Consider the following 12,233-nt stretch of genomic DNA (forward strand, 5'->3'; position numbering starts at 1 on the left):
TCCCACCTGACCGGCGCCACCTCCGTCCTCTCGGAAGCACCCCCGCCGCCTCACCGCGCTCTCGGACACCCAACTCACCGCCACCGCCCCCTCCGGCCCGGCCGGCCCGGTCACCGTCACCGTCCTCACCCCGGGCGGCACCACCTCCGGCCTCCCCTACACCCGCCTTTCCCCACCGAGCATCTGACCGCCGCCCCCACCGCCGCGGGTGTGCCCCTGCCGCCGACCACCGCCCCGGCCCCGCACGGGCCGGGGCGGTGTCCGCAGCGGGTCGGCAACTGACGTCACACGGGGCAAGGGGATGTCCGCGACCCTCGACGGATTCCCCTCGCGCCCGCTGGGGACGGTCGGCCCGGAGGAACGGCCGCGGCGAATGCATCCGGCTGCGGAAGTGGAAGCCGGCCAGCGGATCACCGCCGAGGTGAGATCCTGACCGGCACATTTCTGTCCCTACGACAGGCATCCCCCGACTGCCGGTAACGCCGCTGAGCGCCGTGCCCGGCCGGTAAAGGTTCAAGGCCCTGTCAAGCGCCCTGCCGACGGCTCCCGATGGCACCAGGTACCCGCACCGGCCGACCGCTGATATCTTCCGCTAGGCATCCGACCCTCCCGGCAACCTGCGCGATCGCGTCGACGGGAGGCAGGACGTAGGGGGAAACACCGTGGCCGGATCCCGCCGAGCGGGTTTTGTCGTGCTGTCCTTGCTCACCGCGGGGTTGGTCCTGCCCGCCGTCATGGCGGAGGCGGACGGTTCGACCCTGTACGTCGGCATCACGGCGGCCTCCTGCTCCGACACCGGGCCGGGGACGCAGGCGCAGCCGTACTGCACGCTCCAGGCCGCGACGGACGGCGCGCGGCCCGGCGACACGATCCTTGTCGGCTCCGGAGCCGATTATCCGGCCACCGAGATCACCACCTCGGGGGAGCCCGGACAACCCATCACCATCACCAGCCAAAGCTCCGCCGATATCGACGGGTTGACCCTCGCGGGCGTCCACGACGTTGTGCTGCGCGGGGTCCGGGTGGAGGAGCCCGGGGCCGGCCTCCAGGTGCGCGACGCGCACGACATCACCCTGGACCGCCTCGGCATAACCCCCTGGGCCGGCAGTGCGGGTGTCGAGATCTCCGGTGCGAGCAGCGATGTGACCGTGAGCCGCAGCCGTATCGAGAGCGTCGACGCCACCGGAATCGAGGTGGGCGCCGGAGTACGGGGCACGGTCATCACGACCAACGACATCGACGCCACCAACGCGTCGGGCGTCGCCCTCGACGGAACGGTGGACACCGCGGTCACCAGCAACACTCTCAGCTCTGCGCCCCACGCGTTGTCGGTGTCCGCCGGCTCGGTCGGCACCACCGCGGAGAACAACGTCCTGTACGACAACGACATCGTGGTCGACGACGACTCCGCCACAGGGACGACAGCCGGCTACAACTACTTCGTCGAGCCGGCGGGCGCCGACCTCTACCGGTGGGCCGGCACGCCGTATCCCGGCACCGCGTCCTTCGAAGCGGCCACCGGCCAGGGCAGGTCGGACATCCTCGCCGTCGGGAGCAACGCCAGTCACACCTTTCCGCCGCCGCGCGACGGATCGCCCGCCATTGACTCGGCGGACGCCGGTGCGCCCGGGGAACTGGCCACGGACCTGACCGGTGCTCCCCGGGTGGACGATCCGCTGACCCCCGACACAGGAACCGGCATCGGGTACGCGGACCGCGGCGCGTTGGAGCTGCAGGACCCGTACGAGGCGTACAGTCCACGGCTGTCCCCGACCTCGACCGCGGTGGGCTACCCGGTGACGGTCACCGCCGAGGACGACAACCCGTGGGGCCGGACCGTCACGCGCACGTACGACTTCGGGGACGGCACCCCAGCCGTGACCTCTGCTGCCGGCTCCGTCGAGCACACCTACACCAAGCTTCCCGGCGGGAAGAGCACGTACGACGTCATCACCGTCCAGGAGCCGGGCCACACCGACCGGCTGACGGTCTCCGTCAACCCGGCCGGGCCACTGACCGCCGCTCTCGGCGCGAATGGGCAGGACGCGACCTCGCCGCTGACCACCACCTTCCATGACACGTCCACCAGCCCGTTCGCACTCGCGTCCTGCACGTTGTCCTTCGGGGACGGGACGCCGGCGGTGAGCCAGGCCGGCGCGTGCGACGGACTCACTCACACCTATGCCAGAGCCGGGACCTACACCGCCACTGGCAGGGAAACCGACTTCGGCGGACGCTCGGCGAGCGCCTCCACGAAGGTCGTCGTCGGTCCGGTGTTCGTCCCCGACGGTCCGCTGCGGATCCTCAACACCCTGACCGGTCTCGGCGCGCCCAAGGCGAAGGTCGGGCCGAAGAAGGTCGTCTACTTCAAGGTGAACGGCGTCGGAGGCGTCAAGGGGGCCAGTTCCGTCCTGCTCAACGTCACTGTGCTCCACCCGACGGCCGGCGGCACCGTCACCGCCTACGCGTCGGGCGCGAAGCTGCCCACGTCGCCCGGCTTCACGTACCGGGCCGGCCAGACCACCGGGAACCTGCTGGACGTGCCCGTGGGACCGGACGGATCGGTGAACCTGGTGAACCTGGGCGGAACCGTCGACCTGACCGCGGATGTGGAGGGTTACACCACGCTCACCCCGGGTCCGGCGGGCGGCACCGTGCTGAGGAACGACGTCAACATCTGGGGGGAGTTCCGGCCGGTCCTGAGCACAAGCGGGGGATCGGGACTGCCGAAATTCGGCAAACTCGGCGCGGGTAAGTCCCTCACCTTCACGGCGCTGCTGCCGGACACCCACAACATCAACTCGTACGAGTACCAGGCGACCGCGGTGTTGCTCGACGTCACCGCGACCCACGCCACGGCGGGCAGCTACGTCAACGCCTTTAAGCCGGGCACCACCGCGCCGAACGCGTCGGAACTGAACTTCGCCGCCGGAGAGACCCGTTCGGCCACGGTCGTCGCACCGGTGGACAGCAAGGGACGGGTCTCCCTCTACAACCACTCCGGGACGGTCGACCTCACCGCCTCGGTGGAGGGCTTCTACCTGCCGTACAGCCCGTCGATCGACCCCGTAAACAAGCCGATGAACGCGATCGCCCCGGCGCGGGTCCTTGACACGCGGTCGGGCACCGGTGCCCCCAAGAAGGCGATCCCGGCAACCGGCATCCTCCACTTCAAAGCCTCGGGTATGGCCGGCGTCCCAGCCGGCGCCACCGGCGTGCTGCTGAACCTGACCGCCGTCGGCTCCACGGCCAACGGCTCGCTGACCGTCTGGGGCGACGGCTCGCCGTACGAGCCCGCCGAGCCGGCGCTCAGCTTCATGCGGGGCCAGACCACGTCCGTCCTGGTCTACCTCCCGCTGACGCACGGCTCTGTCGGCCTCTACAGCCCGTACGGCTCGGTAAACGTCGTCGCGGAAGTGCAGGGGTACTCCACCAACTGAATGCAGGGGACCGCGAGAACGCGTTGATCGATTCCCGATCGATCAGGATTCGACCAGGATCCGATCAGGATTCGATCAGCGGGCAGCTCCGCTGCCACAGGAGCTGGCGCCCGTAGATCGGCATCAGACCCCTTCCGCTGCCGGCGCTGCGTAAGCAGCAGGCCAGAGCCGAAAAGCACACGGTCTAACGAGGGTGTTCATGAGCGGAGCGTCGGATGATCGGGCGCGGGAGTTTCTGGCAGGGCTCCGCGTGGGCGAGGTCTACATGGGGACGGCTACTGATGTGACACGGCGCCAAGGGGTGTCCGTGACCCTCGACGGATTCCCCTCGCGCCCGCTGGGGACGGTCGGGCCCCTGGAACTGTCCTGGCGCATGCATCCGGCTGCGGCGGTGGAAGTCGGCCAGCGGGTCGCCGCCGAGGTGATCGCCATTGATCTGGACCAGGGACAGGCACAGCTGTCGATGGCCGCCGCTGAGAACCCTGAGCTCTGGGCGTTCCTGAAACCGCTCCGCCGAGGCGAGATCCTCACCGGCACCATCGCGGCGATCGAGCGGTTCGGCGTGTTCGTCGCACTGGACGAGGGCCCCGCGCACCCGGTCTTCCCCGGCGTCGGGTTCATCACCTACCCCGAACTGTCCTGGCGGCGGTTCGAAGCAGCCTCGGACGTCGTCCGGGTCGGACAGCGCGTCTCGTGCGAGTTCCTCCAGTTCGACACCTGGAACGGGGAGGCCAGGCTCTCCTTGCGCGCGACGCAGCCGGACCCCTTCGTGGCGCTCGCAGACTCCATCACCGTCGGCCGGACACTGCGCGGACCGGTCACCTCGCTGATCTCCTTCGGCGCCTTCGTCGAAGTCACCGATGGGATCGAGGGACTCGTCCATCTCCGGGAGCTCAGCTGGGAGCCGGTGGAAGCACCGGAAGAGGTCGTGCGGGTCGGAGACCAGATCACGGTGGTCGTCATCGAGATCGACCGACGGCGGCGCCAGCTGTTTCTGTCCCTACGACAGGCCTCACCCGACTGCCGGTGACGCGGCCGGGCGCTGGAGCCGGGCTCCGGCCTGATGTGCACAGCATGCGTACCGCACGCCAGTGGCCCTCCCACCCGGCTCGGGTGGGAGGGCCACTGATCTGCGCAAAGGGTTGTGGAGCCTAGGGGATTCGAACCCCTGACATCTGCCTTGCAAATTCCCTCGGGGCGGGTTCGCGAGCTGGGCGGATGCGGCGATCAGGGGGCTGACCTGGGGAAACTCTCATCACTGGTTTCCACTGGTGGTGGGGGTTTTCGGGGGGCATGTGTACTGGATGCGTACTAACCCGCCTTCGGCGATCGGTACCGCATGCTCCTCTTGCAGACCTTCGGTTGGCCTTCCCCGTGTAGGGAGTCCCTACCAGGCCGTGGTAGTCACGAAGGGCGCAGGTACATCGGCAGGACGGTGCGCATGAGCTGCTCGCCACGGGTCGTGATGGCATCGAGATCACTGCGGGCCATGGCGGCGAAATTGGTTGGATAGGTGGCGACCGCGCTGCGCGGGACGAGGTCGTGGGGTGGCGCGGGGAGGCGGTCGTCCTTCATGCCGAGATAGGCCAGGGCGAATCCGTCGATGCGCCCACTCGCGGCCCACTCGTGCAGGCGGGCCCGGGCGGAGTCCTGTGCCTTGCGGTGCACGGTGTCGAAGGAGCGGCGCAGACGGCCGATCATGAAGTGTGGTGCCTTCACCGTCAGTTCGCCCATGCCCGCGTCGCACGAGATGATGAAGGGCACGTCGTAGACGTGCTGGGTGTGCTGCGGTGACCGGCCGGGCTCGAGGACCGACAGGCCGAGATTGTCGTACACGCCGCCGTCGGTGAGCAGCACGGTGTGCTGCTGGTGGTGCCCGTTGCGGTGCTGGAAGGTGAAGGTGCGCTCCAGCGCCGGCAGGAGGGCCGGGTAGGCGGCCGAGGCGGCGACGGCGGTTGCGACGTGGACGGGTTCGGCGATGGTGCCGTAGCGCGAGCAGCCGCTGCGGGCGCTGCCGAAGCGGACGGCATTGGTGGTGGCCAGGTCGGTGGCGGTGAGGACGACGTCGAGGCCGGGGTGGGTGACGTCGTCCATGGTCCGGGTGCCGAAGGCTTGGTGGGCCAGGACGGTGGCCAAGGCGTCGGTGCGGTTGGCGGGGCGGGCGACGCCGATGGCGCCCCTGTCGGAGAACAGCCCGCGGGCAGCCGCGCGGGCGGCCGCGGTGAGGTTGCGCACCACCGCGGAGGGCGTGAACGCCTGGCGTGCGATGGCCCGTTGCAGGCCGGAGCACAGCACATCGGTGGTGCGGGCGTCGAAGTCGGTGAAGTCCGCGGGGCCGTAGGCCCACAGGGAGGCCAGGAGAGCGCCGCCGGAGATGCCGGAGACGACCTGGACGCGGTCCAGGAGGTCGCGGTCGTACAGGGCGCGCAGGCAGCCGAGGTGGAAAGCCGCGGCGCGGGAGCCGCCTCCGGACAGGGCCAAGCCGATGGTGCGGGTCACTGGCGGGATGCCTTACGTGGGGAGGGGACGGGGCCGAAGGGCGGGTGGTCGGGGTGGGGGTGGGTGGCATAGCCGCCGGGCCACCAGGTCACCGGGCCGGTCCCCGGGCCCGGCTGGACCGGGGTGGGTGCCTCGGACGCAGCGGAGGCGGTACGGGTGGCGAGGTGCGTGTACAGGTGAAGGTCGCCACCGGTGGCGAGCCACTGGTGCCAGACGCAGGTGGGCCCGCCGGCGATGAGGACCAGGGCCCGGGCGGGGGCGTCGTGAAGGGGCAGGGTGAGGAGCGTCATCGCCGCGCGGTCGGTGGGGCTGGGTTGTGCGGGCGCGTGGGGGTGGGTGTGCCACATGCCCAGGAAGCGGCTGATGTTGCCGGTTGCCGTCCGGCGGGCCGCCAGGTGGCCGCTGACGCCGTCCAGGCCGTGCAGGAAGTAGGTCTCGGTGAGCAGGGAGTCCGGGGGCGGGCCGGTGGCCTCGTCGACGAAGATCACGCCGGTGGCGTCGTCGACGGCGCCCAGCAGGCTGCCGCCGGTTTCTACGCGGGGGCCGCGGACGCGGGCGCCGCGGCGGGCTTCGGCGCGCATCTCGGCCAGGGCCGCAGGCATGATGCGGACCTCGTAGCCGGTGGCCGGGTCGGTGGTGACGGTGTCGTTAGGCCAGGTCAACCAGCACGGACCGGCGGGTTGAAGGCCGGTGGGGCCGGTGGGCATGCGCACGGCGAGTGTGGCCATGGTGTGCTGGTCGGCGGGGGCGGTCAGGGCGTGGAGGATGCCGCTCATCAGTTGTCCGGCCAGTGCGGTGACGTCGGCCGCTGATCCGGTGAAGGTGGCGTCCGAGCAGCCGGGTTCGGGTTGGAAGAGGTCGGTGCGGGGCTGGGTGGGGAAGAAGTCCTCGATGAGGTCGTCGTAGGCGTGCCGGGGATCGGTGTGCGCGGCCAGCGCGGTACGGCGCAGGACATCGGCGCCGCCGCCGGTGGCGCCGCGGGGTGAGAAGGCGGCCAGCCCTCGGGTGGCGTGGTGGCCGATCATCAGTGTGGCGAGGTGCGGCCAGGAGGAGGGGTCTGTGCGGCGGGCGCCTTCGAGGCGAGCGCGGACGATGCGGTTGGCGGTGCAGTCCAGGATCAGGTCGAAGGAGTGCAGGTTGAGGTCGTCCAGGCGGGTGGTGATGTCGCCGACGAAGGGCTCGATACGGGTGTGGCGGGCGTCGATCCTATTCAGGCGGCGGGCCAGGACACGACACTTGGAGCGACCGATGTCGGCGTCGGTGTAGGGCTGGCGGGCCAGGATGCCCGGATGGACGAGCCCCTTGTCGGCGACGGTCAGGTGCGCGGCACCGGCACGGACGCACATGTCGGCGACGGGCGCGCCGAGCGCTCCGGCGCCCAGGACCAGGATGCGTTTGCCGCGCAGCCAGGCGGCAGGGGTGGCGTGATCGCGGCGTACGGTGACCTCCGGGCGGGCTTCGTACACGCGCATCCACGCGGTCGGCTGGCGGTCGAGCCACCGGGTGCCGAAGTCCATGACCTTGTCGCCGATTGCGGCCAGGCCCGGACTGTCGCTGAAAGCGTCGACGGACAGGCGCGCGAGTCCGTCGGCGAAGTCGGGCAGGTGCCAGGCCACCAGGTGGGTCTGGCGCAGCCCTCCGTCGCCGGCAACGCCCCTGGACGGGGTACCCAGCAACAGGTGCACCGGCGCGGCCGGGACGTCGTCATCGCCGTCGGGCTCGTCGTCAGGGCGGAGCAGGGCGCGATTGTGGTCCGCGACGAAGCCGGTCAGACCCAGCAGCAGGCGGGTGGTGACGTGGTCGCGGGCCAGTGCCTGGACCAGTTCCCGCGCGGTGCGGGGGTATTCGAACGTCAGGTGCTTCGTGGTGATGACGGTGGGCGCGAGGAACACGCGTGCACCGTCCGGGAGCGCGGCGGCATCCCGCAGTTGCTCCACGGTGGCGGGCCAGGGCTCCCCTCCGGCGAGCCAGCCCACCACATCGCACCGAGTGTCGGTGACCTGGTGCAGCACAGCAGAACCCAGCCACAGCTGATCCGTGGCCACCGGAGCGTTGCTGCGGACCACCAGCAGCCCTGCGTTGCGGTCGACCGCCGCGTTCGGCGGATGCAGGGGCTCGCCGGGCCGGTCCAGTTCACCCGCTGCGGCTGCAACAAACCAGTCCAGGAGACGCCCGATGAACCCGTACATGCCGTCGGCCGGATCCCACTCGGTGGCGGTCGAGCGGTACAGGCACAGGTGCCGGCCCCAATTGACGTGCGGCGCGTCCGCGAAGCGGGTGTGCCGGGTCAGGACGCTGGGCGTGGCGAAGGGGAACATCTCGGGGATCAGCACCGTGACGGCTTCCACGCTACGCAGTCGCAGCCCTGCCGGTGTGCGGGGCAGGTTGCCGCATCCGATGCTGACGCGGACCTCAACGTGGCCGGTCCAGTCGGCGGAGGCGGCCACGTGCGTGACGTTCACCGATCCGCCGGAGGCACTGGCGATCCGGTCGAGTTGGTCGAGAGCGAGCTGCTGACCGACCGTGAGCTCCACGGTGATGCTGCGGTTCACGCGGCACCGAATCCGATCTGTACCGCCGGCTCCGCCTGGTCGCCCCGGGCGCGCTGCACGCCCGCGCGGGCAGCGTCCGTGCCGCGCGGGGCCGCCAGTTCCGTCCCGGCGGTGACGGCGGAGAAGCGGGTGGTGCCCAGGTCGGCCAGCAGCCGCCGTCCGCCGCCTGCGGACGTCAGCCCCCGGGACTTGCTCTCCACGTGCTCCAGTTCGGCGAGGTCGACGAGTTCGAACCCGAGGGAGGGCTCCAGGGCGAAGACCACCGGCCGGGGCTCCTCCGCGGTGGGGTACTCCCCCGTGCACAGCACCGGGTAGGCGGTGATCGCCTCGTAGGCGTCGCGGGCCAGCAGGTGCGGCGGGTTGTGGCCCTTCTCGTCCTTGTCCCGGAAGGGCCGCGAGCTGGCGATCACCCGGGCGTCCGGGCTGGCGTGCGCTGCCAGCTGGTCGAGGATGTCCTGCTTCAGCTCCTCCGTGCCGTCCTCGCCGGGCGCGTACATGACCTTCTTGGAGCAGTGGTGCGGGGAGAGCAGCACGTCCCACTCGACCCGGTCGGTGCGGTTGTGGAACTCGCTGAAGTCGAAGATCTTCTTGATGGTGACGTACGCGAGGTCGCCCAGGAGCAACAGCCGGCCGGTGGTGCCGCCGGTGTGCATCTGGATCTGCAGGGCCAGCGAGGTGTCGTTGCGGTCGCCGGCGCAGTCGCCCTTGAACGGGGCGTGGACGAACGCCTCGAACCTGTCGGCGACGTTATTCCCGTCGACCATCGTGATCGACTTGCCGGGGAAGGTGAAGTACTTGTCGGGCAGTTGCGCGTAGGAGTGCTCGGTACGGTCCTCGTCGTAGCCGATGATCCGCACCCGGTCCCCGCTGTCCGGCTCCTGGCCGTTCTTGAGGGCCTTGAGGGTGGCCTGCACCCGCCGTTCGACCTCGTCCTGGAAGCGGCGCGCGTCCTCGCACATGTCCCCGTCCTCGGAGATCTCCCGCCACAGCCGCGGCGTCGCCCAGATCTCCCCGATCACGATGGAGCTGTCCAGCAGATCACCGAACCCGCAGCAGTGGTCCAAGTCGGCGTGGGTAAGAGCGAACACCGCCAGGTAGGGCGTGGTGCCGTCCGGGCGCGGCAGCGTGTCCTCCAGGCGGTCGACGACCGCCGCGACTACCGCGCCGTCCCCGTCTGCCGCCGCCATGTCCCGCAGGTCCACCTGCACCACCAGGTTGTCGCCCAGCACCAGCGTGGTGGAATCGCCCGTGCCCACCGGCCAGAACACCACCCCCTGCTCGGGAAGTTTCGCCTCAACCATGTCGTACCTCTTTACTCGATAATGATCAACTAGTGTGAAAAACGGATAAGTTAACTCATTGTCAGGTTCTACCACGCGCCACTGACAACACCGCCCCCGCACGGGAACCGCCACACTGGAGAGCCCCGTGGCAATCGGACCGACCCGAACTCCGGGGCGCGGGCCGCAGGTCGCTGAACTGACTTGCCTGCGCCCGTCCTGTCACCGACGGGAGGCAGCCTGGTTCCTGCCGGGCCGCCGCTCTCGCCGTCCTTGCCCTGCCAGCAGCACGGTGCTGGAGTGCGGCGCCCGGTCGTCACCGACGGGGCAGGGCCAGAAGGTTGTCGGTCCACACGCCGTCGGCGTGAGTGCGCAGGTACTTCACGCTGTGCGGCGGAGTCACCACGGCGACCGCTGCCTGACGGCCGCCTGCGTCGCGGGTGAAGGCCTGGCCTCCCTCGTCCTCGATCCAGGTGATGATCTGCGCCCGGGTGTTGTCACCGGTGGCGCCGGTGGCCGGGTTGGTCCACCACGGGTGGACGATGTGCTCATGGGCGGTGCCGCCGGACAGGCGGACAGCGGTGATCTGGATGGGCACGGTGTTTCTCGGTTCTTGCTTCTGCCGGCCTTGCACGACGGGCGCCCCGGAGCCAGCGTCGGGTTCCCCGCCACCCCGCGAGGGGTGCTGTCGCCCCGGACGGACGACGTAACTCGCCGGTAGGGGAACAGATGCGGCTGACAGCGTGGTGTACGAGATGGAGGTTCAGGAGCAGTCGAGGCAACGCTCGGCGCCGTCGGCGAACATCTTCGGCGGGTGCAGGGTGAAACATCCGGGGCACTGCCGTTCCGCCATACGCGGTGCGCATCCGCAGCGTCCGCACTCGGGGCACTTGGGGATGCGGCAGGAGGGGCAGGCGGCCTCGAAGGAGCCGTACTCCTGGCTGCAGTGCTCGCAGATGTACTCGCCCGCCTGGGGTCCGGTGTCCAGTATGAAGGGCGCCAAGGCGCGCCAGGGGGCTAGGTGTATTGCCCGGTGAGGTTGGGGACGCGGGTGGCGGGTGGTTGGCCGCCCAGGGCGGTGTGTCCGCGGTGGTGATTGTAGGTGTGGAGCCATTGCGGGAAGGCTGCGCGTCGTTCGGTCTCTGAGCGGTAGGGCTTGGCGTAGGCCCATTCGTCGAGGAGGGTGCGGTTGAGGCGTTCGACTTTCCCGTTGGTCTGGGGCCGGTAGGGCCGGGTGCGTTTGTGGGTGATCCCGGCCGCGGTGAGGGTGTCGCGCCAGAGCCGTGATTTGTAGCAGGAGCCGTTGTCGGTCAGGACGCGTTCGACGGTGATGCCGACCGAGGCGAAGTAGGCCTGTGCGCGCGTCCAGAAGCTGGTGGCGGTCGCCTGCTTCTCGTCGGGGTGGATCTCGCTGTAGGCCAGGCGGGAGTGGTCGTCGACGGCGGTGTGGATGAAGGAGTAGCCGGCGCCCGAGCGGTTCTTGCGGCCGGCCTGTCGGCCCAGGGCCTTGTGGCCTCCGCCGTCGGGGATGTTGCCGAGTTTCTTGATGTCGACGTGTACCAGTTCGCCGGGCCGCTGGCGTTCGTAGCGGCGGATGACGCGGCCGGTGGCGCGGTCGAGGTGGGTCAGGCGGGCCAGGCCGAAGCGGGTCAGGACCCGGTGGACGGTGGACGGGTTCAGGTGCAACAGGTGCGCGATGCGGGCCGGGCCCCAGCGGCGCAGCACGCGGACCTTGATGATCCGGCGTTCGGTGCGCGTAGGAGTCCGTCGCGGGCTGTGGTGCGGGCGGCTGGAGCGGTCGGTCATGCCCGCCTCGCCGTCGCGGCGGTAGCGGCTCGCCCACCGCTGGGCCGTGGTCGGTGAGACCTGGAAGCGTTCCGCAGCACGCCGCAGTGGCCACCCGTCGTCCACGACGCAGCGGGCCAGACGCAGACGACCGGTCTCGGTCAGGGGTGCATTACGGTGAGGCATGAGGGCCTTCTGTCGGGTCGGTCGGACGTCGCAATCCACACCGAACCCGGAAGGCCCTCACCCATTCAAGATCCCAACACCGTGATCATGACCACTGTCCACAACCTCCCCGGACAGAACAGCTAGGTCAGTGACTAGGACGGCGAGCAGGTAACCGTCCATCGGTGCGGTCTGGGCATAAAGTTCCTGGCCCAGGATGCCGTCGCGGTAGCGGGCCTGCGCGCGCCCGTTGGCGGCCCGGGCCCGGTCGATAACCGGGATGTCGCCCTGGAAGTTGCCGCGCCGCAGCGGCGGCAAGCCGTGTGAGGCCGCGAAGGCGATCCGGCCGTCGGCGCCGAGCAGCAGGACGTGCCCGGGGCGGGCAGGTGCTGAACGGTACGGACGCATACCGCCATGCGGGAGGCGCCGCTGGCCCGCCACAGGTCCACTACGTCGCCGGCGGTGGGACCTGCCGGGGACAGATGGCGCTCGACTAGTGCCGCGGGCGGCAG

At 70.2% G+C, this 12,233-nt stretch carries 8 protein-coding genes; 2 read left to right on the forward strand and 6 right to left on the reverse strand.

The genetic code is table 11. The annotated features are described in order from the left end of the window. The first annotated feature begins 662 nt into the window (after nucleotides 1-662). Both GA0115240_RS06245 and GA0115240_RS06250 read left to right on the forward strand, forming a co-directional pair. The gene (locus GA0115240_RS06245) at nucleotides 663-3,440 is read left to right on the forward strand and encodes a right-handed parallel beta-helix repeat-containing protein (protein ID WP_141708745.1); all 2,778 of its coding nucleotides are present in this window, start codon (nucleotides 663-665) and stop codon (nucleotides 3,438-3,440) included. A gap of 307 nt (nucleotides 3,441-3,747) precedes the next feature. Next, nucleotides 3,748-4,470 (forward strand): S1 RNA-binding domain-containing protein, encoded by a 723-nt coding sequence (locus GA0115240_RS06250; RefSeq protein ID WP_256069577.1) that lies wholly within the window; start codon nucleotides 3,748-3,750, stop codon nucleotides 4,468-4,470. Nucleotides 4,471-4,844: 374 nt separating this feature from the next. Here the strand turns inward: GA0115240_RS06250 and GA0115240_RS06255 are convergent, their stop codons facing one another. The 6 genes from GA0115240_RS06255 to GA0115240_RS37870 all read right to left on the reverse strand — a co-directional run bounded on the left by GA0115240_RS06255 (nucleotide 4,845) and on the right by GA0115240_RS37870 (nucleotide 12,129). Next, nucleotides 4,845-5,939, reverse strand: a complete 1,095-nt coding sequence (locus tag GA0115240_RS06255) for a patatin-like phospholipase family protein (protein ID WP_093735655.1) — start codon at nucleotides 5,937-5,939, stop codon at nucleotides 4,845-4,847. After that, a complete protein-coding gene (locus tag GA0115240_RS06260) occupies nucleotides 5,936-8,491 on the reverse strand; it encodes a ThiF family adenylyltransferase (RefSeq protein ID WP_093735656.1) in 2,556 nt (851 codons plus the stop codon). The genes GA0115240_RS06255 and GA0115240_RS06260 overlap by 4 nt, the downstream gene beginning before the upstream one ends. Next, nucleotides 8,488-9,792: a hypothetical protein gene (locus GA0115240_RS06265; RefSeq protein WP_093735657.1), complete on the reverse strand. Its 1,305-nt coding sequence runs from the start codon at nucleotides 9,790-9,792 to the stop codon at nucleotides 8,488-8,490. Before GA0115240_RS06265 ends, GA0115240_RS06260 begins: the two co-directional genes overlap by 4 nt. A gap of 295 nt (nucleotides 9,793-10,087) precedes the next feature. Further along, nucleotides 10,088-10,369, reverse strand: a complete 282-nt coding sequence (locus tag GA0115240_RS06270) for a DUF3892 domain-containing protein (RefSeq protein ID WP_093735658.1) — start codon at nucleotides 10,367-10,369, stop codon at nucleotides 10,088-10,090. 419 nt (nucleotides 10,370-10,788) lie between these two features. Continuing rightward, a complete protein-coding gene (locus GA0115240_RS06280; protein ID WP_093735660.1) occupies nucleotides 10,789-11,742 on the reverse strand; it encodes an IS481 family transposase in 954 nt (317 codons plus the stop codon). A 57-nt stretch (nucleotides 11,743-11,799) separates the two neighbouring features. Then, nucleotides 11,800-12,129 (reverse strand): hypothetical protein, encoded by a 330-nt coding sequence (locus GA0115240_RS37870; RefSeq protein ID WP_237554643.1) that lies wholly within the window; start codon nucleotides 12,127-12,129, stop codon nucleotides 11,800-11,802. Between the last annotated feature and the right edge of the window lie 104 nt (nucleotides 12,130-12,233).

The sequence above is a fragment of the Streptomyces sp. DvalAA-14 genome, assembly GCF_900091855.1.
GTDB lineage: Bacteria > Actinomycetota > Actinomycetes > Streptomycetales > Streptomycetaceae > Actinacidiphila.